Here is a 23,104-nt window from a genome sequence, read left to right as displayed (position 1 = left end):
GGTGACTAAAGGTTCTTCGCTAATCTCAACCTCTCGCAGCTCCAATCCCAGAGCTCGGCGGCCCGCTCTCGGTTGTAGGATTCTTCGGAGGAGGCGATCGGTTTAGTCCCGTCCCAGTAGCTGCCGTTGGTGAAATCCTGACGTAGGAGGAGCTGGGCCAGATGGCCGCCGGAGATCTTCGTGCTGCGGATCGCTGGGCGGAGGAACCGCATGAGCGGCAGCACATGATTCCACATGAACCGGAGCATCGGCCGGTAGTCCCGCGCCAGGGAGGAGTCTTTGCCCGGCATCATCCCGGGATTAAAGGCGGCGACCTCGATGGAGCGGGAAGCGGACTGGAGCCGGTGCGATAGCTCGTAGGCAAAATACAGATTGCATAACTTCGACGTGGTGTATCGGATTTGTCCTCTAGTAAGCGGAGGCAAGCCGGCGAGCAGCGAATCCGAGGCTTCGGGGTTCGCGAGCTGCGCGGGCGCGGCATAGCGGGGAGCAGGCATCCCTGTTCTCTGCCGGGGATCATGCGTATCGCTGCTGACTACCAGAATGCGTCCGGGCTCCTGAAGCTGATCCAGCAGCAATCGAACGAGCAGAAAGTGACCGAGATGGTTTACGCCAAAAGTCGCTTCAACGCCGTCGTCCGTCGTTTGCGTATCCTGGACGAATTGAGAGCCGGCGTTACATACAATGGCGTGAAGCGGAGGGAATTCTTCCTGCGCCAGTCGATCAGCCAAATGCTTGATGGAGGACAAGTTCGCTAAATCCAGCGGTAGATAAGAAAGATGCGGGTGGCCGGAGGCGTGGATCAAGTCCCGAACGGCGGCTTCTCCCCTAACTGGGTTACGCGAGGCAATCAGGATATGCCAGTCAGGCGAGGCCTTGGCGATGGCTAAAGCCGCTTGAAATCCGAGTCCGGTATTTCCTCCGGTGAGGAGGATTGATTTTTCGGGATGGGGCATGAGTATCGCTCCTTTAGGTTCAATTTATAAATACGATACGGTATCGTATCGTAAATGTCAACAAAAAAACCCTGCCCCAACCGGGCAAGGTCCTCATCCTTTGCTGCGCAGTCCATCCAATATCACTTGAATCCCTTGCTTGAGCACGTCCACGACGTCCGAGGAAGGCGGCTTAAACAGCAGTTGGTACATGATGAAGGCCACTAATAAATCAGCGGCTAATTCAACATCGACATCGTTTCGCAAGCCCTCCATTTGGCGATGTTCCGCAATGAGCGCGGCAATTTCCTTGGTCTTTGGTAAAGAGTGTTTCTCCCAATAACTCTTAGAGATATCGGAGTTACCTGCCAAAGTCGAAATGAGCAGCGACAACATTTGCCGCCCAAGCGGGGTGTCCATCTGCGCGAGGAACTTGCGAGCAACTTCCAAGAGAACCTCGTGCAAGCTTCCCTGTGCGGAGGTGTCCATCTCAGGTTTAATCTGCTCCAGGGCCTCAAGAATTAACGTTTGCTTGTTGCTGAAGCGCCGATATATGGAGGTCTTAGCTACACCTGCACGCTGGGCTACCATTTCGATGCTTAGCCGCTCGACGCCAACTTCGGCCAGCAAGGCTAACGTGGCATCCAGAATGCTTCGGTCCACCTCGGAGCTTCTGGGGCGGCCGCGCGATCCGGCGGAAACGGGGGGATGATTGGAATCCATAAGAACCGTCCTATTCCTGTGTAAAATGTCTATGTTATTATACCACAAGGAGAAATTGGCCGACGGTACCGAATCTGGACGGAGGGTAGGATCGCGGCTTGGTAGAACTTTGAAGGAAGTGACGAGACCGGTGAAGTATGGGGACATGGTACGGGGACGATTGCAGCGGCGGCTGAATCGGTTTATTGCCGAGGTGGTTGTGGATGGCGTCGTAGAGCGGGTACACGTGAAAAATACCGGCAGGCTCAAAGAGCTTCTACTGCCGGATACCGAAGTCTTGTTAGAAGTCTCCGATCGTCCGGAACGGAAGACGAAATATTCCTTGATCGCGGCTGCCCATGACGGAGGCTGGGTGAACGTAGACTCGCAAGCTCCCAACCCGGTGGCGTTCGAAGCGCTGAAGGCAGGGAGAATCGCAGAAATTGGGCCGGTTACCCGTGTGAAGCGGGAAGTTACGTTTGGGGACTCTCGGTTTGACCTTTATTATGAACAGGGCGAGCAACGTGGGTTCCTGGAGGTTAAAGGCGTCACACTCCAGCAGGAGGGCATCGCCATGTTCCCAGATGCGCCAACAACCCGCGGCACCAAACATGTGCGGGAGCTGGTCAAGGCGGTTCAGGAAGGGTATGCGGGGGCGGTCCTGTTTGTGGTGCAAATGAAGGGCTGCCACGGATTTACTCCTTACCGCGATATGGATCCGGATTTTGCGGATGTGCTCGAAGAGGCATACCGGCAAGGTGTACGGATCTTGGCCTATGAAGCCATCGTGACGGAACAAGAGATCGTGCTGGGCGGGAGTCTCCCGGTTCGTCTATGAGTTTTGCCTGCAACAAGGGGTTGGAATTGCATTCTTCCTGACTTTATGATGAAATTTATGAAGGCGGACTTTTCGCCAGTAGCGTAGTTATGGGAACAAAGAAAGGGGAGCCCCCATGAAAATGAGAGTATCCGCTGTCCAATATCATCTGCACACCATTGGAAGCTTCGAGGAGTTCGCCCGTCAGGCCGAACATTATATGAAGACCGCAGAGGAGTTCAGCGCGGATTTCGTGCTGTTTCCTGAGTTTTTCACGACCCAGCTCATGTCCATAGGATCATCGGATGGCCAGGCGTTGACCATTCAGGAGCTGCCGGACTTTACAGAACAATACCGCAACCTGTTTAGCGGATTGGCCCGGAAGACCGGGATGCATATCATCGGCGGGACGCATGTGATTCGCAAGAGGGATAAGTTGTACAACGTGGCACATTTGTTTTACCCCGACGGGAGAGTCGCGGAGCAGGCCAAGCTGCACATCACCCCAACCGAAGTGACGGAATGGAACATGACGCCCGGCGACGGCTTGGAGGTGTTTGAAACCGAGAAAGGCAAGATCGCCATGTTGACCTGTTATGATATCGAGTTTCCGGAGATCGTTCGTATGGCTAAAGCCAAAGGCGCGGACGTCATTTTCTGTCCTTCCTGTACGGACGACCGGCACGGCTTCCATCGGGTGCGCTATTGCTGCCATGCGAGAGCGGTCGAGAACCAAGTGTACATCGTTGCCACCGGTACGGTTGGCTCGCTGCCGACCGTAGATTTCATGCGGGGGAACTTCGGACAGGCGGCGGTTATCACTCCGAATGACGTACCTTTCCCGCCACGCGGCATCCTTGTGGAAGGCGAGATCAATGATGATATGATCGTGACCGCGGATCTGGATTTGGAGCTGCTCTATCAGGTTCGGGAGAAAGGCTCCGTTACGACCTGGCGGGACCGGCGAACGGATCTGTACACCGACTGGAAATAAATCAAGAATAACGCAATTGTCCGTGGAGGCGAGACGCGATGTACCGCAAGGAGTGGTATGTGTTTGATCAAGGCCGGCCTGTGCCGGCAGTGATTCGAAATTATGAGGAGAAGGATTTCCCGGGGTTGATCCGCATTCAGCAGGAGAGCTTTCCGCCGCCTTTTCCTTCGGAGTTATGGTGGACGGAGGAACAGCTGAGCAATCATGTTCAGCTGTTCCCGGAAGGCGCGTTGTGCGTCGAAGTGAACGGCGAGTTGGCCGGATCGATGACCGGGCTCAAGGTCGACTTCGATCCCGGCAAGCCGGAGCATTCCTGGGCGGACATCACCGATAACGGGTACATAAGGAACCACCGCCCCGATGGAAACACATTGTACGTCGTTGACATCGGCGTGAGGCCGGCCTATCGGCAATGGGGCCTGGGCAAATGGCTGATGTTGTCCATGTTCGAATTGGTGGTACACCAAGGTCTCCAACGTTTGCTCGGCGGCGGGAGAATGCCGGGTTACCACAAGCACGCACCGGAGATGACGGCGGAGCAATATCTGAGTGCGGTCGTGAGCGGCGAGCTCAAAGATCCGGTGATCACCTTTCTGCTTCGCTGCGGCCGCACGCCCGTTGCGGTTGTCCCCGATTATCTGGAAGATGAGGAATCGCTAAATTACGCGGCACTGATGGAATGGAAGAATCCGTTTGTCCGAGCTCAATTTGAATAGGAGGCGTTAGAAGCTCATGGAATTTACGCGAATTACGAATATTCAGGATCCTTTGTTTAAGTCCATGCATCAGCTGATGCAAGACATATTCCCACCGGAAGAAGTGCTGGAATTTGATCTATGGAAAGAGCCGCTGGAAGACCCCGGCATTCGCGTATTCGTTGCGGTGCACGAAGATCGGGTCGTCGGCGCGACGGAGTATCGGTACTACGAGGACCTTAATGTGGCGATGACGGACTTCACCATTATCGGCCAAGCCGGCCTCGGTATTGGCCGGTTCCTCGCGGACCACCGGCTGCGCGATTTGCACGCTTTGGCGGAGGCAAATGGGAAGAAACTGCGCGGCATGTTTGCCGAAATTTATGATCCTTATCGGGTAGAGCATCACGAATTCGGCGGTGTGAAGCCGATGGATCCGTATGTGCGCCGCGAGGTGTTGTCCCACCTCGGATATAAGCGTCTGGACTTCCCTTACGTGCATCCGTCCTGGAACAATGACGGGGAAGCAGTCAGCGGGCTCGATCTCTGCTTCCTGCCGATGGACGGCAACGACGATCGCTTGGAGACGGGATTAATCGTTCAATTCCTGGAGCGGTATTACACGGTGCTGCCAAACAAACCTCAGGCTTGGTACGACATGGTGGAAGGCCTGAGAGCTCAAAATCGCATAAAGCTGCTGCCCATCTAATTCATGGGATTGTACGAAGCATAAAAAGTCGGTCAGGATCACGCTCCTGATCGACTTTTTTCCTATCATGCAACGGTTCAGGATGGAATATTCAGCGCAGTTTGGATATTCTGCAAATCCCGTCCGATTTGGTCTTGAAGTTCATAGGGCTGATAGAAGCCGCGCTTCATCATATAGCCCATAATCATCTCGTGGGCATCGATGGCCTCCTCCAACTGTTTGGTCAAGACGTTCTGAACCTCGGGGGTGGCGCACTCTGTGACCGCCATGGCATAGTTTCGGACGGAAGTTTTCGCATTCAGTAAGTAATCCATAGCTATGACTTCGTCGGTCAGCTTGTCGAACCCCATCAAATATTCCAGGACTGGATTCATTGGTCCCTCCCTCCCGCCGGAGCCGGGGACAGAAGCCCGCTTAACTCGTGCAATTGTTGCGTAGATACCTGAACGTCATGCTGCAAAATTTGTTTCAGCTCAGGGTCTGAGATCAGAAGCTGCATCGTTTTCGCCTTGGTTAAGGCTACCGTTTTGGAAGCGGCCAGTTCATGGACCTCTAAAGTTTCATGCAAAGCTTGGTTTGCTATATTCAAAGGGTTCTCCTCCTGTTTCGGTGTTGTAGGTTACGGTTTCAAAATCACCTTAATGCACGCGTCCGTCTTCGTATCAAACATCTCGTAGCCGCGTTTAGCCTCTTCCAGCGGGATCACGTGGGTGATGATGTCGCCGGGATCCACTTTGCCGGAAGAGATTAGCTCGTACATATGCGGCATATAGTGGATGACCGGAGCTTGTCCGGAACGGATGTTGACGTTACGCTGCATGATGTCTCCGAGCGGAAATCCGTTGTATCGGCCGCCGTACACACCGGTAATTTGAATCGTACCGCCTTTGCGGACTGCTTGGGAAGCGATCACCAGGGCGCTCATGGCTCCCCCATGCAGCTTCAGGCCGCTGGTCAGAAACTCCAGGTTCGTCATTTTTCCGTCCATGCCCACCGCATCGATGACGACATCCGCGCCGCCTTTGGTGATTTCCTTGAGATAGGAACCGACATTTTTGTGTTGCTCAAAATTGACGATTTCCACCTGATTCGTCCGCTTGGCATGCTGCAGCCGATAATCCACGTAATCGACGGCAATGACCCGTTTCGCCCCTTTCAACCAGGCGAATTTCTGGGCAAGCAGCCCAATCGGACCGCAACCCAAGATGATGACGGTATCACCTTCCTTCACCCCGGCATTATCCACGCTCCAATACGCCGTTGGCATCGCGTCGGAAATGAGCGCCAGCTTCTCATCCGGCTGTTCGCAGCTTTCAGGTATCTTATAGTGAGTAAAGTTCGCGTACGGCACGCGCAGGTACTCGGCCTGCCCGCCGGGATATCCGCCCGTATTGCCGGAGTAACCGAAGTAGGCGCCCATATTGCCGTGTTCGTTGGCGTTATCGCATTGGCTCTCCAAATGGTTTTTGCAATAAAAGCACTCCCCGCAAGCGATCGTAAACGGGATAATGACTCGGTCCCCCTTCTTGAGATGGTTGACATCGGGGCCAACCTCTTCCACGATCCCCATCGGTTCATGACCGATGATATAGTCCTCCTGCAAATTCGGGATCATCCCATGGATCAGATGCAGGTCGGAGCCGCAGATCGCCGTGCTGGTGATTTTGATAATCATGTCATCGGGCTTCTCGATCTTCGGGGCGGGCACCTCTTTGACGGTGACGTTCTTGATTCCTTGATAGGTTACGGCCTTCATGCTTGGCTCCCCTCCCTATGCTCATCCGGTGTCCGATCGAACATGCCGATGCGCCGCGTATCCGCAGGGAATAAATCCATTTGTCCGATTAGGATGGTGTTTTTGGCCGATAGCTGGTCCAGTTGGTATTGCTCGGTTAAATCATAGGGATGGAACCATTTCTTGCGTATCATCAGTTCGGTAATTTCCCGGTGCATGGCAATCCCTTGCCGCAGCAGATTCCGCAGCAAAATTCGAGCTTCGGGCGAGGCGGTCTCGGTCAGAGCAATTGCAATATTGCGCACACCTTCTTTGGCTCGCATCAGGAAGTCCATCGCGAAGGTCATGTCAGCGATTTCCGGCATATTTAGCGCGTTAATCGGGTCCAAATGATCGTTGTTCATCTCGGCACTCCTTCTATTGGATAATCGGCTCGGGCCGGCTTTCGGGAACGGGAGCTTGGAAAGGAACCTGGCTATACAAGGCCTGTAGATCCTGAAGGGCTTGAAGGGTTTGCTCCACGTCTTTTTGCATCAAGTCCTTGAGCTCTTGATCGAAGACGAGGCCTTGCATCAATTTGGATTTCGCCAAGCACAACGTCTTGAAATTGAGGATTTCATGAAGATCTACCGATTCATGGGGGGCTAAAGCTTGCTTATTCATGGGACGGGCGAACCTCCTGTTTTTAAAGGATAGCTTGCCCTGGGACTGGAGAGTTATGCTGGGAATGGATCGTAAAAAAGACGGCACCGATCATAGACCGGCACCGCCTTTATAGTTGTTAAATCGGGATCACCAGTTATTCCCCAATCCCCGGATGATGTGGAAGTTCGGCGATTGGTTCTCGCCATAGATGGCCGTAACCCCGGGGTTGTTCACCTTCACATTGGTGAAGTGGGCTTCGCCAACAGCTGGCCCCTGGCCGTCTTCAGCTCTGACGACCAGTTTGATGCCATAACGAGTCGGGTTATTGATCGTAATGTTCTCCAGCCGAACATTCTGCATCGGCAGATTCTCCGGTGATTTGGATTGGAACATCAGGCCGAAATAAACCGGATGATTAATGTCCACGTTCTTCACTACGATGTTCTTGAAATCCCGGTCGCCGCCATAGAACCAGATCGCACCGAAGTTTTGGTAATCGTTGATTTTGTCGTCAGCACCGACACTGGTCCAGAAGTCACCGCCGGTGCGGTCCAGCGTGACGCCGTCAATCACGGTGTCCTGATCGCCGAAGCCCAGCGTATTGTATCCGAAGCTTAGGCTGCTGATCGTAACGCCCGGATAAGTGAGCGTATCGGCCCCGTAGAGGTTCTGGAACAGGTTGTTCTGGCCGCCGTACACAGCAAAAGCGGCGGCGCGGCGTACGTTGACGGCGGTGAGGTTGGTGTATTTGTTGCCCACATTGTAAGAGCCTCCGGCGTCAATCGCGCTAAACAACGCAAACGAGTCGTCGCCGGTACCGCGGGCATAGTTGTTGTCGATCACATTGTAGGAAGAGCCGTTAGTCATGTTGATGCCGTCTGCGAACATGTTCTTGATTCGATTGTTTTTGAACGTATTGTACGAGGAATTTACCCCCCAATACAAGCAGACGAAATGTTCCGCCCAGACATTCTCTACGGTCACATTCTGCATACCGTTGCCGTCGATGAATTTGCCGGGGCCATCCTGACGGTAGATGTAGTTGCCCCAGGCGGACAGGTTCTTGATGGTCGAGCCGTTGGCGGCGGAGCTGATATTGAATCCGACGTCGGTGTTTGTTTGGTCTTGCGGAGCAACCAGTTTGGTGTGCCAAGGGCCTGCCCCGATGATCTCCGTCGCCCGGCCGTACAAGAAGATCTTGGACGAGATCGTCCACTCCCCTGCGGGGATGAAGATCCCCTTCTTGGACGAATCTTGACGGAATTCGTTCAGCGCTTGCTCAATCGATTTTGTGCTCGACACCTGAACGTATTTGCTTGGATCCGGGTTGGTTGCCGGCGGGGCAACATTCTCCGTTTCAATCATGTCTACGTAAATCCATGGGACATCCCCGGCGTCCTTCTGGATCTTGATCTTGGTTCCTGCCGGATAGACTTGGTCGAGCAAGAGCTGGGAATCCTCGTACAACCAGTAAGCCTTAGAGCCCGAGTTATCATAGCCGAGTCGTCCAAGTGTGGTAGGCGTTGCGTATAGGTAAGAGAACTTGGAGGTTACGGTAAAATTGCCTTTGTCCACGCCGTTCGCGTAAATGCTGACCGTGCCCGTAGTATTCTCGGCAACGGCGTTACGTAATACGAAAGCATTCGCCGGCGAGGATAACGTAAATTCTACGTATTCTCCCGCAGCATCCAATTGAACGGCCGAGCGTCCCGAGGCTTCGCCGGCGAAGTCGCCCGGCGTAAAGTTCGGTGCCAGCTTCGTGCCGTTGGTGCTGTTCGAGGAGGCTTCGGCTTCCAGAACGGTGAACGGCATGTTGGCGCCCCGTCCGGAATATAAGCTGGCTGTCCCAGTATTGTTATTCCGCTTGACGGCGACTTCGTTCGCATCTGCTGCGACAGTCGTCGTCACCGTGTAGCTGCCGTTTACCGCGGTCCAAGTCCCCAGGGTAACGTTAGCCGATGCTCCCGGCGCAAGAGACCCGCTGTACGAGCCGTTAAACGTCTGCACGGTCGTCCCCGAGCCATTCTTCAGATCCAACGTGATGGCGTGCGCACCGCCCGCCGAAGCGATCGTCCCTTGGTTCTTCAGATTAACGGTAAAAGTGACGGTGTTGCCTGCGCTTGGATTCGATGGCGTCCATGCCGCGGTCGCGATCAGGTCGGAGCTTTGCACCTGGCCAATCGTCAGCGGCGAACCGTGGGTGTAGCTATTGTTCGCATCGTTGGTTTCGATGACGGCATTGCTCTCATCCACCTTGGCGGTGACGGAGTAAGAACCGGCTTCCTTCGCTTCGATCGTTGCGGAGACATTAGCCGTAGCCCCAGGAGCAAGTGCACCAACAGAAGCCGTGCCGACAAGGGTGTTGCCCAAGTAGAAATTGACATTCGTCGCGGTCGAAGCAACGGTACCCGCATTACGGACAGCAGCGCTCAGCGTGACGGCTTGCGTCTCATCTGGTGATGCTGGCGACCAGGAGATGCCGGTCACCGTCAGATCCGGATTCGGCGCAGGCGTACCGAAGATCTGGAACTCGGCCACTTGTCCGCCCGGTGCGCCGGAATTGGCTGTAAATCGCAGTTGTACTTGACTAACCGTAGCGTTGACTGGAATCGTGACGGTGTTTTGTGAAGCTGGATTGAAGGTATAAGAAGTCGCCGAGACCAGGTTCGTAAAGGTCGTCGAATTTTGGTCATGCCCCAGCACTTGAATCGTTTGAGTGCGTGTCGCCCATTCGCTGGAAGGGTTCAGCTTGAGGACAATCGACGTGATGTTGGCGTTGGCGCCTAGATCCGCGGTGAGCGTGCTCGGGTGGCCGTTACCTTCCCAATAGGTGGTTGTATCGTTATCATTGGCATTCGCCGCGACGAATGTGAACGTCGATGAGGAAGCCGTCATCGTCTTGCCAATGGCGAGATTGGATCCGTCTCCTCCTCCCGATCCGGTCCGCGTTACGGTATTGCTTGGTGCTGACGCATTGCCGGCCGCATCCTTGGCAACGACGGAATAGGTCACGGTAACATTGGTGGGTTGCGCATCGGTATAGGTCAACGCCGATCCGTTGACGCTGCCGCGAAGCTGACCGTTGGCGTAGACGTCGTATCCAACTACGCCCACGTTATCAGTTGCGGCGCTCCAGGTCAGTTTTATGGAACCCGGTGTCGGTTGCGTAAACGCCAGATTGGCCGGAGCGGTTGGCGGCTGGGTATCAACGCCATTGTTCCCTAAAGTAAACCCAATCCAATTGAGATTGAAGTCGTACCCACTGGCATAGACGCGAAGGGTTTGTGAACCGGCGCTTAACGGGACGCTAGCAGTCACGGTCTGCCAATTTTGCCAGCCGCCGGTGTTCGGCACCGTAGTCGTAGCTAATGTCGTCCCGCTAGATTGCAACTGGATTGCACCTGTTCCCGTATTACTCGCTACTCTATACTCCACAGTATAGGTTCCTGCGTTAAGGATGTTAACGTTAAAATCCAGCCAATCCCCGACATGAATCCAGCCGACGTTCAGTCCGCCGCCCGTATCCGAGGTAGGTTCCGTCTGGATACCGTTCATCGTACTGAAGTTTTCCGCTTCTATCTTGCCCGGAATCGTGGAAGGTGCAGCCGGGGATGCGCCGTATACCTCTACTTCAGAGAGTTGGCCTGCCGGCCAGGCGGTATTCGCCGTGATCTGAATTCGCACGTATCGCGTGCTGGCGGCCGTAAAGTTGATCGTCACCGTATTGGCGGCGTTTGGATCAAACGTATAGCTGGCCGAAGCCTTCAAATCGGTGAAGCTAGAGCCGTTTGTACTTCCTTGCACGGACAAAGTCTGTGAGCGACTCTCCCAGTCGGACGGCAGCTTCAGGACAACTTGATCGATCTGAACTGCGCCGCCGAGGTCAACCTGTACCCACCCTGGAAAAGCGTTATTCGTACTTTCCCAATACGTTCCGGCATTCCCATCGGTCACGTTCGAAGCGGCGTACACGTCGGCGTGGCCGGATTCCGCCGCAGTCTTGCCTGCGGCCAGATTTGACCCGCCTGCCGCGAGCACAGGTGCGGTCCACCCTGCCGAACTGAAGAATGTTGCGGCGAACAAGGTCATGACACAAATCCAGGCGATGATACGTCTTTGGCTTTTCACGATTTCATTCTCCTTTCAGAATAAAAATACCAATGTAAGCGATATCAGAAAAAGACGCATTCCCCCCATTCCCCCTAATTGGTATAGGTACCGCATCCTCATCATAAATCAGGCTGGATTTCCAAATAAAGGTGTATTTCTATGGGAATGGTGTGCAGGATTATGGTTGTTCAAAATAAAAGAGACCGCCCGGCGGTCAAACTAGACCGGGGCAGTCCCTTTAAGTACAAGCGAAATGTTTACGCCAACCGCATTTTAAAATCTTCATACCCAAACTCATGCAGGATTTCACAGTCGCCGTCCTTATGCTGCAGCACAAGCGCTGGCAGCGGCATCCCGTTGAAGGTGGTGTTCTTCACCATCGAGTAAATCGCCATGTCGCCGAACACCAGACGGTCGCCGGGCTTCAGCGGCTCGTCGAACGAGTAGTCGCCGATATTGTCCCCGGACAAGCAGGTTGGCCCGCCCAGCCGGTAGGTATACGGCTTCTCGCCGGCTTCGCCCGAACCAAACAGCGGCGGACGGTACGGCATCTCGAGCACGTCCGGCATATGGCAGGATGCCGAGGCATCCACAATGGCGATGTCCATGCCGTTCTTCATTGTATCCAGCACGGTCGTGATCAGGTAACCGGCGTTCAGCGCCACGGCTTCGCCCGGTTCCAGATACACTTCTAAACCGTATTTGTCCTGCATCCGCCGAATGCACGCTTCCAGCAACGGAATATCGTAGTCTTCCCGGGTGATGTGGTGGCCGCCGCCGAAATTGATCCATTCCATTTGCGGCAGCCACGTTCCGAACTTCTCTTCGATCGCATCCAGCGTGGTCGCCAAATCGTCTGAGTTCTGCTGGCACAAGGTATGAAAATGAAGGCCAGACACGCCATCCAGCTGTTCCGGACGGAAATTCTCGATCGTCACGCCAAACCGCGATCCGACGGCGCAAGGGTTGTAGATATCATGCCCCACCTGCGTGGAGCACTCCGGGTTGATGCGCAGACCGATTTTTTTGCCGGCCGCCAGTACCCGATCGCGATACTTCTCCACTTGGGAGAACGAGTTGAAGATCACATGGTCGCAGAGCTCGATGATTTCATCCATCTGATCGTCCCGGTAGGCCGGGGCAAAGACGTGATTCTCCTTGCCCATCGCCTCGTGACCGAGCCGGGCTTCGAACAGGCCGCTGGATGCCGTCCCGCTCAAATACTGACCGATCAGCGGATAAGTGGTGTACATCGAAAATGCTTTTTGCGCCAAAATAATCTTCGCGCCCGTCCGCTCCATGATGCCGCTCATGATCTTCAGGTTTTGTTCCAAAAGTTTCTCATCGACCACATAACAAGGTGTTGGCAGTTCCTCGAAGCGCATATTATCTAACGTACTCCGTTTCTTTGCGCTCTGCGGAGGTCTCCTCTTCCGGGAACGCGTCTACCAGCTCCGGATTGAAGCTTTCTTGCCAAGGCAGACCCCATTTGTTCAGCGCATCCATGAATGGATCCGGATCGAACTCTTCGATGTTGTATACGCCCGGTTTGTTCCAAGTGCCGTTCATCAGCATCATCGCGCCGATCATTGCCGGAACGCCGGTCGTGTAAGCTACGGCTTGGGAGCCGACTTCTTTGTAGCATTCTTCGTGGTCGCACACGTTATATACATAGTACAGCTTATCTTTACCGTCTTTTTTGCCTTTAAAAATACAACCGATGTTCGTTTTGCCTTTCGTACGCGGTCCAAGGGAAGATGGATCCGGCAGTACGGCTTTCAGGAACTGCAGCGGCACGATTTGCTTGCCTTCGAATTCGATCGGCTCGATCGAGGTCATGCCGACGTTTTCAAGGCATTTCAGGTGTGTCAGGTAGCTTTGACCAAACGTCATGAAGAAGCGGATCCGTTTAATGCCTGGAATGTTAAGGGCCAGGGATTCGATTTCCTCATGGTGCAGCAGGTACATATCCTTTTCCCCGATTTCCGGGAAGTTGTAGACGCGTTTGATCTCCATAGGTTCGGTTTCGATCCATTCGCCGTTCTCCCAGTAGCTGCCCTTCGCGGATACTTCACGGATGTTGATCTCCGGGTTGAAGTTCGTCGCAAACGGATAGCCATGATCGCCCGCGTTGCAGTCAAGGATGTCGATGTACTCGATTTCGTCAAAGTGGTGCTTCAGGGCATACGCGGAAAATACACCGGTTACGCCTGGGTCAAAGCCGCTGCCCAGCAGTGCGGTGATGCCGGCTTGCTCGAAGCGCTCGCGGTACTCCCATTGCCACTTGTATTCAAATTTCGCGGTATCTTCCGGCTCATAGTTTGCTGTATCCATGTAGTTGGTCTTGGTCGCCAGGCAGGCATCCATGATCGTCAAATCCTGATACGGCAGAGCCAGGTTCATCACCACGTCCGGTTTAACTTCGTTGATCAACGCGATCAGCTCATCAACGTTGTTGGCGTCAACTTGTGCCGTCGTGATTTTAGTCTTACCGCCGTCCAGCTTCGCTTTCAGTGCGTCACATTTCGACTTGGTGCGGCTGGCAATACAGATTTCCTCAAAAACCTCGCTGTTTTGAACACATTTGTGGATGGCTACAGCAGCGACGCCGCCGCAGCCGATGATCAGTGCTTTTCCCATTTTTCCATCTCCTAACCTTCTTCGAATTTTGGCATAGCGGGCGTGAAACGTAAAAAAAGCAAGTGAACATACGCGTACCTGCGCATCATCACTTGCTTCTGATATAGTCAATATTAAGAAAAGCTCCATAACGACGGACGAACGCCCGTCTGCATCGCCGTACGAAACCATCGCACGAACGCACGTAGTGGAAGTCTTAATATTCAATATATCATGCTTTGATCAGAGTCTATTTAGCAAATAATTCGCCTTTACCACTCTTATTGACCGTTTCACAAGTTGATGTGCATATGCACTGGTTGTAAAGTAACCAACTTATAAAATTTGAGCTTTTAACTCAATCAATAAGGCAACTAAGTTGCCAATCGGCATTTGACCCGGCTGTCCGTATGGCCTTAACTCTCTTGTAGGAAAGTGGTCAAAAATTATCTGCTTGGAAAGACTCGCGATATATTGAATACAACCTTTCCAAAAATCATGCTCCTTTATATTAGCAGGAACTGTTTCGGACGGCAATAGCTAATTTAAAATAAATTTTTCTTGAATTTTATGGTGCTTTACGTGGCCAGTTCGTCTGTTCGGCGCGGGGGAAGGTGTTGACGGTTTGCTGTCTGTTTGCGTTGTTTGATTGTTCGTTTGTTTGTTGTCTGATGGCTAGTCTGGTGCGCTCGTTCGTTTGCGTTCTCGGAGTGTTCATACGACCGCGGTCCGTCTGCGTTGGCTGCTCGTGCTGTCAGATTGCTAATCCATCTCCCCGTCCGTCTGCCCGTTCGTCTAAGTGTCCTTCTGCCCATCCGTCTGCGCTAACGCTTGCCACGAGTTTTATTGGGCAAAAAATTGGGGGGCTGGCGTTCTAACACTTGTCAGCGAGCTTATGGACGGAAAATACACTGCGGAACACGGGAAAGTGACCCAATAGTGTTCCTGGCAAGCGTTATATGTGAAACCCCTCAATTTTGGCACGAATAGCATTTGTCACAAGCGTTACACGACTAGGCTCATTCCGTCACACCCTATCGCACCCAGTCGAACCCGAAACCCAGTAACCCCCCCGCAACCCCCGCAACCCGCGCAACCCCCGCAACCCCTGTCGCACATCCTCAATCCCGACTTGACGCGAATCAAGGAAACCTCTCGGCATCCAGGTTACGATGAAGCCATCGATAACCGAAAGGGGATATGCCAAATGATCAACGTAAAATGGAAAGTCGAAGAATTAACCTGCCCAAGCTGCATTAAGAAAATCGAAACCGTGCTGACGAAACAGCCGGGGGTACAGGAAGCTAAAGTGTTGTTCCACTCCAGCCAAGTTAAGGTCGCGTTCGACGAGAATCAGGTGCAGGAGGAGCAGCTGCGAAACGCTATGGCGAAGCTGGGTTATCCGGTGGTCGCGGGAGGAGGGCGCGGCGATGGCCAAACCTCGTAAAGCGGCGGCGTTGTTGACGTCGGGGCTGCTTCTGCTCCTGGCGGGTGGGCTCCACCTGCTGAATTGGGAGGTTGCGCAGAATGGGGCGCTGCTGCTGGCGTCTGCGATATCCGGATGGACGATCGCGGTTAAGGTATTTCAATCGCTCCGCATGCGCGCCTTCAGCATTGAGTTGTTGGTGACGATCGCGATGATCGGAGCGGTGATCCTGGGCGAATACGTCGAGGCGGCCGCAGTAGCCTTCTTGTTCCGGCTGGGAGCGTACCTCGAAGCGATTACGCTGGGCAAGACGCGTTCCGCCTTGAAAGCGCTGGTCGATTTGGCCCCGGCGGAAGCCGTTGTGCTGCGGGACGGCGCTCAGGTCAAGGTGCTCGCGTCCGAAGTGGTGCGGGGAGAGCGGGTGCTTTTGCCTTCGGGCAGCAAGATCGCGGTCGACGGACAAGTGGCCTCCGGTCAGGCACTCGTAAATGAGGCAGCGATTACCGGGGAGCCGGTTCCCGTCACCAAGCAGGTTCACGACCGCGTTTTCAGCGGAACAACTGTGGATACCGGTTACCTTGAAGTCATCGCGGAGCAAGTGGGAGAAGACACGACCTTTGCTAAAATCATCGAGCTTGTCGAAGAAGCCCAGGAATCCAAAGCAAAGACGCAGAAGTTCCTCGATAAATTCGCCTCCTACTATACGCCAGGCATGCTGGTACTGGCAGTTCTGGTTTACGTGATTTCTTGGAATCCGGAGCTGGCACTCACGTTTCTGGTGATCGCTTGTCCTGGCGCACTGGTGATTTCTGCTCCCGTGTCCATGGTGGCCGGACTCGGGAACGGAGCCGCCAACGGATTGCTGGTCAAGGGCGGAGAAGTTCTCGAAAATCTAGCAAAAGCGAATGTCATCGTGTTCGACAAGACAGGGACGTTGACGGAAGGAAGACCGGGCGTGGTTGCGGTGCACACCTATGGCATTACGCAGGAACGCGAGCTGTTGACGCTGGCCGCCACGGTTGAGTCCGCATCCGAGCATCCGCTTGGCCAGGCTATAATGAACGCCGCGAAGGAGCGGCAATGGGAGTCCGCCGAGCGGCCGGAGCAGGTGGAAGTGCACAAAGGGAACGGGATTAGCGGAACGGTTGGCGGGAAGACGGTACGGATCGGGAAGCGGGAATGGTTGGACCAGTTAGGCGTCGCTATAAATGAAGAGGCACTGGGGGGAGAAGAACGTCAAGAGAAGCAAGGCTATACCGTCGTGTTTGTGGCGATCGACAAGACATTAATCGGCATGATCGCCATCACCGACCCTGTGCGGCCTGAAGCGCAGGAAGCGATCCGGGGACTTAAGCGGCAGGGAGTAAAGAGGGTGTTCATGTTGACCGGCGACAATCGGCATGCTGCCCAGCACGTCGCGGATCGGGTGGGAGTCGACCAGGTTTACGCGGGGCTGCTACCGGCCGATAAAGTGGCGTACATCCAAGAATGGAAGCGTCAGGGATACCGCGTTGCTATGCTGGGTGATGGCATCAACGACGCCCCGGCCATCGCCGCCGCTGATATCGGGATGGCGATGGGAGGGACAGGAACAGACGTTGCGATTGAGACGGCGGATGCCGTCATCATGACGGATCGGCTGGATAAAATGGTTTACGCCCGCCAACTGGCGAAGCGCACGGTCCGCAATATGAAGCAAAACGTTTCGTTTGCGGTGGCGGTCGTGGTTCTGTTGCTGGCGGGCGTATTAACCGAACGTATTTATCTGGCCTCAGGCATGTTTATTCACGAATTCAGCGTGCTGCTAGTGATTCTGAACGCCCTTCGCTTGACGCGGCGCGGACGCAGCTCCGGGCGGAATAAGGGGCGGGACGCAGAACCCCAGGCAATTACAGGCGTCTTAGCTGTTCCAGGATGTCCTCCGGATCAGGGCGTTTCATGAAATCCGGCTCGACATAGGCGGAGCGGATGATACCCGATTCATCGATCATAAACGTGGAGGTAATGGGCAGGATCCAGCGGTTCGTAGCATTGTATTCAGCCAGATCTAGGTGAAACTTGTTCAGGAAGATGTCTTGGATGTAGTCCGGTACGTCGTACAGGATGTTATAAGCCGCCGCAGTTAATCCGTTCGTATCGCTAAGCACCTGGAATTGGAGCTCTTCCTTCTCCTGCTGGGTCAGCGTATTGTCGGGACTTTGCGGGCTGACGGCGATCAAGCGGCCGCCGATGACCTCGATTTGGGGCAGTACCTTCTGGTACGAGCGCAGCTGCATGTTGCAGAAGGGGCACCAGCCACCGCGATAGAAGGTCAACACAACCGGACCTTGGGATAGTTCGTCATACAGATTCACGGCTTGCCCCAGCGAGTTGTTTAAGGTAAAGTCTTTTGCTTTCTGGCCTTCCGATAGACCAAACGCCTTGCCCGCTTGCCGTTGCCCATGAATAAGACGGAACAATTCGTTGTAGACATCGGCCGGAGTATTTGCCATAAACTCTTGTTTCATTTGATCCAGGGTTTGAGTGAAAGTCATCTTTATACACCTCATTTAGGTAGATACGGCGGCCCGTCCGCTGTACGGTGGGGACTTCCGTTCGTTCTATTTTGGAGTAATTACTCCATTTTTAAGCTGATCTCATTTTATTTAAATTTTTTTGGATTGTCAACTCCATTTTCGCAAAAGAGGATTAGCCTCCCTCCCAAAGCACGCAAAAAACCCGCAACCCGGCGTTTACCGCCGGTTGCGGGGTCATCAAAACGTGAATTTACCTCCTTTGCTGTGGCGGACTCTAGGCATATACCCAGGTTGTCTCTTCTCATACGAGATAGGAGCGGATATGCTCCAACATCGCGTCGAGCACGGCTTCTAGCGCGCAAATATCCTTGCGGACCTGCGTCATCAGCAGGCCGCCCTGCAGCGCGGTTAACAGCGCCAGCGCCAGCCGGTCCGGGTCGGCATCAGCGCGCATTTCCCCGCGTGCATGCATCGCGCGAAGCCCTTGGCTGATCGCCTGCTCCCACTGCAGGAAGCCCGCGGCAAGCGCCGTGCGGGCTGCCGGTTCCATGTCCGCAAGCTCGCTGGCCAGCGAACCGATCGGGCAGCCGCCCTGATACTCTCGGTCAACCTGCAGCTGAATGATGGCGTCGCGCCAGGTTTGAAGAGCTTCCATGCTGTCCAAGTGGCTCAGTAAAGGCTCTTGTGCACCCAACACCTGCTCCGTCTGGAAGAGAATGACGGCCTGCACCAGCTCTCGCTTCTCTTTGAAGTAGTGATAGAGCTGCGAAGAGCTGACCTTGGCTTCCTTCTGGACATCCTCCACACTCGTTCCGGCAACGCCGCGTTCGAACATCAGTCCGGCGGCGGCCGCGACGATGCGGCTGCGTGTTTCTTTTCCCTTTTTCGTGAGCTTCTGTTCCGAGTTGATTGTTGTCATCGTGTTCATCATGGACTTAGTATACCAAAAATGGAGTTACCCATCCAGAAATGAATGCTACCTTTCTGGTACAGACTAGGTGAGAAATGACGTGATGCGAAAGGGGTTAAGTAGATGAAACTTGGAGCAAAGCATCATATTGGTCTCATAGGGAGATCGGTGATATTGCTTGCCTTATTGGTGTTCTCGCTTTCGTTCGAGGCGGGTAGCGTAGAGGCTTCTCGGCCGGAGGGCCTCTCCGCCTCGCTGTTGGCAGCGCTGCGCCAGGGAGGCTATGTGATCTACGTCCGGCATGGGGAGGCCCACGTCGGCGAGGACCGGCCTGGGCTGCAGCCGGAGGACTGCGCGACGCAGCGCAATTTGTCCGCCGTCGGACGCGGCCAGGCGCGCCAGTTCGGCGACGCGCTGCGGGCGCGGGTCGTCCCGGTGGCGACGCCGGTGCTGGCCAGCCCGCTGTGCCGGACGCGGGAGTCCGCCGCGCTGGCCTTTGGCCCCGCCCGGGTGCAGGCCGTACCGGCGCTGCTCGGGCTTGCGCGGCTGGGCGCCCCCGGCGGGGCGGCAGCGCCCGCGGAGCGGGAGGCGGCCTTGCGCGCGCTGGACGCGCTGCTGGAGGAGCCGCCTCCGGCCGGCGCCAACCGCGTGATCGTCGCCCACAGCTTCCCGCCGGGCGTCGGGTTTGGACCGCTCCCCGAGATGGGAGCGGTCATCGTGTACCCGCGCGGCCGGGGGCAGGGCTACGACATTGTGGCCCGCGTCCCGCTGGACGCTTGGGCCAGCCTGCCGGCCCGGTAGGGCGCACCTCGCAAAAGCTTCAGGCCGCCATTGAGGCGACCTGAGGCTTTTTTTAACAAGGCAGCCTTCCGCTAACGGAACGTAAAGACCTTATTGTCCCATTTCCCGGGGATTTCTCGGGCTTACGGACGGGAGTGACCTTATTTCGGTGACTTTAGCTAAATTCACATCAATTCGTATCCAATAAGGTCCGTGGAGTCCGTAAGATTGTGGAGTCGAACCTCTTCGTATAAATAACGGCTCTCCTGTCCGTTAGCGGAGGGGGCCTATTCCCCATTGCCCTATTTCCGCTCTGCCTACATATCAGAACTTGTGTTTACGAAAACATATGTTACTATTAACATAGGTTAAAGAAAACAGGAGTGAGTCGGATGTCGATCAACTACGCGATTCTTGGGATGCTGAGTGCCCGGTCTCTTACCGGCTATGATTTGAAGAAAATCATCCAGGACTCGCCATTCATGCCCTGGTCGGGCAACAACAATCAGATTTATAAGGCGTTGGTAGAGCTGCTGGAGGAGGGCTGGGTGACCAACGAGGTGCACCATCAGGACAGCGCCCCGTCGAAGAAGATCTATACGATCACCGACGCCGGGCGGGAAGAGCTGAAGGCTTGGGTGCTGTCTCCGCCGGAGCTACCGGAGTTCAAAAACACCTTCCTTGTGCGCCTGGCCTGGGCGGATTCGCTGGGTCCAAGCGAGTTGAACGCACTCCTTACGGGGTATGAGCAGGAGATTTACCTGCAGATCGCCGTGGAGGAGGAGAAGCTGCGCCGGGGGGAGTTTTCACCTCGCCGCACGACCCGCGAAGCCTATCTATGGGATCAAGTCCACGGCCGTGTTCTGGAGCAATACCGGAGCGAACTCGATTGGATCCGCCAACTGCGCGAAGACCTGGGAATCCGTCATCCGAAGGAAGGGGAGAACCATACCATGAACTATCAACTTGTGGAAAAAAACAACCAAACCATCGTCGTCGTAACCTCGGCCGAACCGCCGATCTCCAACGGCAAGGATGCTATTGGCCTGATCGAGGTGTGCATCGAGCACAACGCCGGACGGCTCGTCATTCATGCCGAGACGTTGTCTGAGGATTTTTTCAATTTGAGAACGGGATTAGCCGGTGAAATTCTGCAGAAATTCGTGAACTTTTCACTTCGAGCCGCGATTGTTGTCGTCGAAGGGAGCCTAATTAAAGGCCGGATGAAGGAGCTGCTCGCCGAGTCCAATCGAGGTAACATGTTCCGGGTGTTTGCCAGCCAAGTAGAAGCGGAGGATTGGTTGGCGGGAGAATAAGAAAGGGCGTGTACTCCCTCCCAAGTGAGCGTCGCTGGTGATGCATGTCCTGGGAATGGTATAATTTGCTTATGGACAATGCGCTTGGGAGGCCAATCGATGAGAGAAGAATTGTTGGAACAGCTGCAAACGTGGCATGAAGAAGATGAATATGAACAGATCGTTCAAGCCGTCAAGGATGTGCCAGCGGAGGAAAGAGACTATGAACTCGTTAGCCATTTAGGGCGCGCGCTGAACAATCTGGAGCGGTATGACGAAGCGGTCGAGCAGTTCCGGACTGTTGCTGCGGAGGGGCAGGATGACCCGCTTTGGCATTACCGGATCGGCTTGGCTTATTACTATTTGGGGCGGTATGGCGAAGCGCGGACGGCATTCGAGAACGCTGATCGGTTGGAGCCGGAAGATGAGGATACCCTGGAATTCCTGAGTTGGATCGCGGAAAAAACCGCCGAGAGCGAGGCTGAGGGCGCGGAAGCGGCTCCAGAGACGTCAGCGTCTGTAGCGGCGGAAGCCGGGCAAACCCCGGCGGCGCCGGTTGTCTTCGAAGGTGACTTCGACGCGGCGAGCTTCTGGGATGACGGCAATCCTGCGGCGGAGAAGTACGTCTCCGCACCGCCAACGGACGCGTTGATTGAGTCTGTGGAGGAGTCGCTTGTTTTCCGGCTGCCGTCTTTCTATGTCAACCTGATGAAAGTACATAATGGCGGAATCCCCCGGGGCCGATTCATCCGGAGCGAATCCGGCGAGACCGTCGAAATTTTGGGCCTCATGGGCATTGGGCGTGAGAAGCCGCATTCGCTGTGCGGAGCCGCCGGAAGCCGCGCGACGATCGAGCGGGAGGGATATCCCGAATTCGGCGTTGTCCTCTGCGATACGCCGTCGGATGCGGGGGTCGTCATGCTCGACTACCGCGAATCTGCCAACGACGGCGAACCCGAAGTGGTTTATGTCGAGAAGGCAAGCAAGAAAGTCACCCGCCTGGCGCCGAGCTTCGAGGCGTTTGTCCGCGGGTTGACGGCCGGGGCGCATTAGCAAGGTTAACCGCCAAGCCTAGACTTACAAGTCAGCCGCCAGGATTCCAATCCCGGCGGCTTTTTACCGCATGGATTCGATTTTTCATACATATTCCTCCGAAATCGCCAGAACTGGTGAATTATACTCGAATTTTCATACATAATCCCTCACGGCTTCTTGAAGACAGGGAATAAGGAGTTCCTCGTTCCGCCAAAAAGGGGTAGAATGAGTAGGGAAGGAGAGGTACCCCATGGCACAATTGGTCTATAAGCAAATTATCGACGACCTGAAGGAGAAGATCTTCTCCGGACAGTTTGCGAATATGAGACTGCCGGACGAGCGCAGCCTGAGCGAGACGTACCAGGTGAGCCGCAGCTCGGTGAAACGCGCGCTGACGAAGATGGAGCATGACGGGATTATTTTTAAGAAACGGGGTTCGGGCACGTTCATTAATCCCTTATACATAAAAAACGAGTCGATCTTCAACTACGAAGGCTCCAATCTTGGGGTCACCGACAACTTCCAGATGCATGGCAAGAAGCCGAAGGTGAAGGTGCTTAGCTTCGAGGTGATTCCGCCGACGGAGGAGCTGCAACGCGATTTGTTCCTGGAGTCGCATGACTTCGTGTACAAAATTGTTCGGCTTCGCCTCTTCGACGAGGAGCCGTTTATGATCGAAACGGGGTATATCCCGATTAAAATCGTGCAGGACCTGAACCAGACGATCATCGAAGGTTCGATCTTCAACTATTTGGAGAATTCGCGGAACCTGGCCGTAACCAAATCGTTCCTGTCGATCTACGCCGAGCCGTCCGATTCGCAGGATCAGGAGCTTCTGCATTTGGCACCGAATGAACCGGTCAGCATTATGGAGGGAATCTTTTTCCTGGATAACGGTACGCCGTTCGAGTTCTCCCATATGCGGCTTCACTACAAGTATTCGAAGTTTAATACGTTTGTTTCGGTACAGGAGAAATAAGTATCGGACGACATCCAAGCAGGCTGAACCTCGGTTCGGCCTGTTTTTTTATGCGCTGACAGGCGAAGTGGACATGCTAAAAGAACTGGCGAATGAAAGGGTGGACCGATCAATTTTCATACTATGTTCAATATTTCACGTAATTGGACCGTATCAATTTTTGAAAAGGACGCTATTATATAATTATAGGTGAAAATATTCA

22 protein-coding genes are annotated in these 23,104 nt (G+C 54.5%); 10 read left to right on the top strand and 12 right to left on the bottom strand.

Annotation, left to right across the window (positions count from 1 at the left end; translation table 11 throughout):
- Positions 1 to 5: 5 nt before the first annotated feature.
- Together M0651_RS05360 and M0651_RS05355 are read right to left on the bottom strand one after the other, a co-directional pair.
- On the bottom strand, positions 6 to 956 hold the full coding sequence (locus M0651_RS05360; protein ID WP_248550812.1) for an SDR family NAD(P)-dependent oxidoreductase: 951 nt from the start codon (positions 954 to 956) through the stop codon (positions 6 to 8).
- 93 nt (positions 957 to 1,049) lie between these two features.
- Positions 1,050 to 1,658: a TetR/AcrR family transcriptional regulator gene (locus M0651_RS05355; protein ID WP_248550811.1), complete on the bottom strand. Its 609-nt coding sequence runs from the start codon at positions 1,656 to 1,658 to the stop codon at positions 1,050 to 1,052.
- 130 nt (positions 1,659 to 1,788) lie between these two features.
- Here M0651_RS05355 and sfsA point away from each other — a divergent pair, with 130 nt between their 5' ends.
- The 4 genes from sfsA to M0651_RS05335 all read left to right on the top strand — a co-directional run bounded on the left by sfsA (position 1,789) and on the right by M0651_RS05335 (position 4,852).
- Complete coding sequence (sfsA, locus tag M0651_RS05350; protein ID WP_248550810.1) at positions 1,789 to 2,475, top strand: DNA/RNA nuclease SfsA; 687 nt, start codon at positions 1,789 to 1,791, stop codon at positions 2,473 to 2,475.
- 115 nt (positions 2,476 to 2,590) lie between these two features.
- Positions 2,591 to 3,448 (top strand): carbon-nitrogen hydrolase family protein, encoded by an 858-nt coding sequence (locus tag M0651_RS05345; protein ID WP_248550809.1) that lies wholly within the window; start codon positions 2,591 to 2,593, stop codon positions 3,446 to 3,448.
- A 38-nt stretch (positions 3,449 to 3,486) separates the two neighbouring features.
- Positions 3,487 to 4,164 carry a GNAT family N-acetyltransferase gene (locus M0651_RS05340; protein ID WP_248550808.1) on the top strand — a complete coding sequence of 226 codons (678 nt, stop codon included), beginning with the start codon at positions 3,487 to 3,489 and terminating at the stop codon, positions 4,162 to 4,164.
- Positions 4,165 to 4,180: 16 nt separating this feature from the next.
- The gene (locus tag M0651_RS05335) at positions 4,181 to 4,852 is read left to right on the top strand and encodes a GNAT family N-acetyltransferase (protein WP_248550807.1); all 672 of its coding nucleotides are present in this window, start codon (positions 4,181 to 4,183) and stop codon (positions 4,850 to 4,852) included.
- A gap of 77 nt (positions 4,853 to 4,929) precedes the next feature.
- Here M0651_RS05335 and M0651_RS05330 read toward each other — a convergent pair whose 3' ends face one another.
- The 8 genes from M0651_RS05330 to M0651_RS05295 all read right to left on the bottom strand — a co-directional run bounded on the left by M0651_RS05330 (position 4,930) and on the right by M0651_RS05295 (position 13,982).
- The gene (locus tag M0651_RS05330; protein ID WP_248550806.1) at positions 4,930 to 5,226 is read right to left on the bottom strand and encodes a spore coat protein; all 297 of its coding nucleotides are present in this window, start codon (positions 5,224 to 5,226) and stop codon (positions 4,930 to 4,932) included.
- On the bottom strand, positions 5,223 to 5,435 hold the full coding sequence (locus tag M0651_RS05325) for a hypothetical protein (RefSeq protein WP_372490889.1): 213 nt from the start codon (positions 5,433 to 5,435) through the stop codon (positions 5,223 to 5,225). Before M0651_RS05325 ends, M0651_RS05330 begins: the two co-directional genes overlap by 4 nt.
- A 36-nt stretch (positions 5,436 to 5,471) precedes the next feature.
- Positions 5,472 to 6,608 carry a zinc-dependent alcohol dehydrogenase gene (locus M0651_RS05320; protein ID WP_248550804.1) on the bottom strand — a complete coding sequence of 379 codons (1,137 nt, stop codon included), beginning with the start codon at positions 6,606 to 6,608 and terminating at the stop codon, positions 5,472 to 5,474.
- Positions 6,605 to 6,991 (bottom strand): spore coat protein, encoded by a 387-nt coding sequence (locus tag M0651_RS05315; RefSeq protein ID WP_248550803.1) that lies wholly within the window; start codon positions 6,989 to 6,991, stop codon positions 6,605 to 6,607. Before M0651_RS05315 ends, M0651_RS05320 begins: the two co-directional genes overlap by 4 nt.
- Positions 6,992 to 7,004: 13 nt before the next feature.
- Positions 7,005 to 7,250: a spore gernimation protein GerQ gene (locus tag M0651_RS05310; protein ID WP_248550802.1), complete on the bottom strand. Its 246-nt coding sequence runs from the start codon at positions 7,248 to 7,250 to the stop codon at positions 7,005 to 7,007.
- Positions 7,251 to 7,379: 129 nt separating this feature from the next.
- Positions 7,380 to 11,321 (bottom strand): carbohydrate-binding protein, encoded by a 3,942-nt coding sequence (locus M0651_RS05305; protein WP_282577787.1) that lies wholly within the window; start codon positions 11,319 to 11,321, stop codon positions 7,380 to 7,382.
- Between the two features lie 278 nt (positions 11,322 to 11,599).
- The gene (nspC, locus tag M0651_RS05300; protein ID WP_248550800.1) at positions 11,600 to 12,727 is read right to left on the bottom strand and encodes a carboxynorspermidine decarboxylase; all 1,128 of its coding nucleotides are present in this window, start codon (positions 12,725 to 12,727) and stop codon (positions 11,600 to 11,602) included.
- A gap of 1 nt (position 12,728) precedes the next feature.
- Positions 12,729 to 13,982 (bottom strand): saccharopine dehydrogenase family protein, encoded by a 1,254-nt coding sequence (locus M0651_RS05295; RefSeq protein WP_059041383.1) that lies wholly within the window; start codon positions 13,980 to 13,982, stop codon positions 12,729 to 12,731.
- A gap of 1,186 nt (positions 13,983 to 15,168) precedes the next feature.
- On the opposite strand from M0651_RS05295, the gene M0651_RS05290 reads away from it, so the two are divergent.
- Positions 15,169 to 15,408, top strand: coding sequence for a heavy-metal-associated domain-containing protein (locus M0651_RS05290; protein ID WP_248550799.1), 240 nt, complete (start codon positions 15,169 to 15,171; stop codon positions 15,406 to 15,408).
- Positions 15,392 to 17,329, top strand: coding sequence for a heavy metal translocating P-type ATPase (locus M0651_RS05285; protein WP_248550798.1), 1,938 nt, complete (start codon positions 15,392 to 15,394; stop codon positions 17,327 to 17,329). The genes M0651_RS05290 and M0651_RS05285 overlap by 17 nt, the downstream gene beginning before the upstream one ends.
- On the opposite strand, the gene M0651_RS05280 is transcribed toward M0651_RS05285, so the two are convergent.
- A complete protein-coding gene (locus M0651_RS05280; RefSeq protein WP_248550797.1) occupies positions 17,277 to 17,921 on the bottom strand; it encodes a peroxiredoxin-like family protein in 645 nt (214 codons plus the stop codon). The two genes, M0651_RS05285 and M0651_RS05280, sit on opposite strands and share 53 nt — an antisense overlap.
- A gap of 283 nt (positions 17,922 to 18,204) precedes the next feature.
- Positions 18,205 to 18,822 (bottom strand): TetR/AcrR family transcriptional regulator, encoded by a 618-nt coding sequence (locus M0651_RS05275; protein WP_248550796.1) that lies wholly within the window; start codon positions 18,820 to 18,822, stop codon positions 18,205 to 18,207.
- A gap of 114 nt (positions 18,823 to 18,936) precedes the next feature.
- Between M0651_RS05275 and M0651_RS05270 the strand changes: the two genes are divergently transcribed.
- The 4 genes from M0651_RS05270 to M0651_RS05255 all read left to right on the top strand — a co-directional run bounded on the left by M0651_RS05270 (position 18,937) and on the right by M0651_RS05255 (position 22,902).
- On the top strand, positions 18,937 to 19,614 hold the full coding sequence (locus tag M0651_RS05270; RefSeq protein WP_248550795.1) for a histidine phosphatase family protein: 678 nt from the start codon (positions 18,937 to 18,939) through the stop codon (positions 19,612 to 19,614).
- A 371-nt stretch (positions 19,615 to 19,985) separates the two neighbouring features.
- Positions 19,986 to 20,909, top strand: coding sequence for a PadR family transcriptional regulator (locus tag M0651_RS05265; protein ID WP_248550794.1), 924 nt, complete (start codon positions 19,986 to 19,988; stop codon positions 20,907 to 20,909).
- 99 nt (positions 20,910 to 21,008) lie between these two features.
- On the top strand, positions 21,009 to 21,941 hold the full coding sequence (locus tag M0651_RS05260) for an SMI1/KNR4 family protein (protein WP_248550793.1): 933 nt from the start codon (positions 21,009 to 21,011) through the stop codon (positions 21,939 to 21,941).
- Between the two features lie 232 nt (positions 21,942 to 22,173).
- Positions 22,174 to 22,902, top strand: a complete 729-nt coding sequence (locus tag M0651_RS05255) for a GntR family transcriptional regulator (RefSeq protein WP_248550792.1) — start codon at positions 22,174 to 22,176, stop codon at positions 22,900 to 22,902.
- The last annotated feature ends 202 nt before the right edge of the window (positions 22,903 to 23,104 follow it).

The organism is Paenibacillus mellifer, assembly GCF_023195895.1.
Lineage (GTDB): Bacteria > Bacillota > Bacilli > Paenibacillales > Paenibacillaceae > Fontibacillus > Fontibacillus mellifer.
Note: the sequence above shows the minus strand (reverse complement) of the source record. Positions and strands in the feature narration are given on the sequence as shown.

Excerpts from the sequence above, each read along its gene's own strand:
- M0651_RS05360 (WP_248550812.1), bottom strand. The coding sequence starts at position 956 with ATGCCCCATCCCGAAAAATCAATCCTCCTCACCGGAGGAAATACCGGA.
- M0651_RS05355 (WP_248550811.1), bottom strand. The coding sequence starts at position 1,658 with ATGGATTCCAATCATCCCCCCGTTTCCGCCGGATCGCGCGGCCGCCCC.
- M0651_RS05345 (WP_248550809.1), top strand. The coding sequence starts at position 2,591 with ATGAAAATGAGAGTATCCGCTGTCCAATATCATCTGCACACCATTGGA.
- M0651_RS05340 (WP_248550808.1), top strand. The coding sequence starts at position 3,487 with ATGTACCGCAAGGAGTGGTATGTGTTTGATCAAGGCCGGCCTGTGCCG.
- M0651_RS05335 (WP_248550807.1), top strand. The coding sequence starts at position 4,181 with ATGGAATTTACGCGAATTACGAATATTCAGGATCCTTTGTTTAAGTCC.
- M0651_RS05330 (WP_248550806.1), bottom strand. The coding sequence starts at position 5,226 with ATGAATCCAGTCCTGGAATATTTGATGGGGTTCGACAAGCTGACCGAC.
- M0651_RS05320 (WP_248550804.1), bottom strand. The coding sequence starts at position 6,608 with ATGAAGGCCGTAACCTATCAAGGAATCAAGAACGTCACCGTCAAAGAG.
- M0651_RS05315 (WP_248550803.1), bottom strand. The coding sequence starts at position 6,991 with ATGAACAACGATCATTTGGACCCGATTAACGCGCTAAATATGCCGGAA.
- M0651_RS05310 (WP_248550802.1), bottom strand. The coding sequence starts at position 7,250 with ATGAATAAGCAAGCTTTAGCCCCCCATGAATCGGTAGATCTTCATGAA.
- M0651_RS05305 (WP_282577787.1), bottom strand. The coding sequence starts at position 11,321 with ATGACCTTGTTCGCCGCAACATTCTTCAGTTCGGCAGGGTGGACCGCA.
- nspC (WP_248550800.1), bottom strand. The coding sequence starts at position 12,727 with ATGCGCTTCGAGGAACTGCCAACACCTTGTTATGTGGTCGATGAGAAA.
- M0651_RS05295 (WP_059041383.1), bottom strand. The coding sequence starts at position 13,982 with ATGGGAAAAGCACTGATCATCGGCTGCGGCGGCGTCGCTGCTGTAGCC.
- M0651_RS05290 (WP_248550799.1), top strand. The coding sequence starts at position 15,169 with ATGATCAACGTAAAATGGAAAGTCGAAGAATTAACCTGCCCAAGCTGC.
- M0651_RS05285 (WP_248550798.1), top strand. The coding sequence starts at position 15,392 with ATGGCCAAACCTCGTAAAGCGGCGGCGTTGTTGACGTCGGGGCTGCTT.
- M0651_RS05280 (WP_248550797.1), bottom strand. The coding sequence starts at position 17,921 with ATGACTTTCACTCAAACCCTGGATCAAATGAAACAAGAGTTTATGGCA.
- M0651_RS05275 (WP_248550796.1), bottom strand. The coding sequence starts at position 18,822 with ATGACAACAATCAACTCGGAACAGAAGCTCACGAAAAAGGGAAAAGAA.
- M0651_RS05270 (WP_248550795.1), top strand. The coding sequence starts at position 18,937 with ATGAAACTTGGAGCAAAGCATCATATTGGTCTCATAGGGAGATCGGTG.
- M0651_RS05265 (WP_248550794.1), top strand. The coding sequence starts at position 19,986 with ATGTCGATCAACTACGCGATTCTTGGGATGCTGAGTGCCCGGTCTCTT.
- M0651_RS05260 (WP_248550793.1), top strand. The coding sequence starts at position 21,009 with ATGAGAGAAGAATTGTTGGAACAGCTGCAAACGTGGCATGAAGAAGAT.
- M0651_RS05255 (WP_248550792.1), top strand. The coding sequence starts at position 22,174 with ATGGCACAATTGGTCTATAAGCAAATTATCGACGACCTGAAGGAGAAG.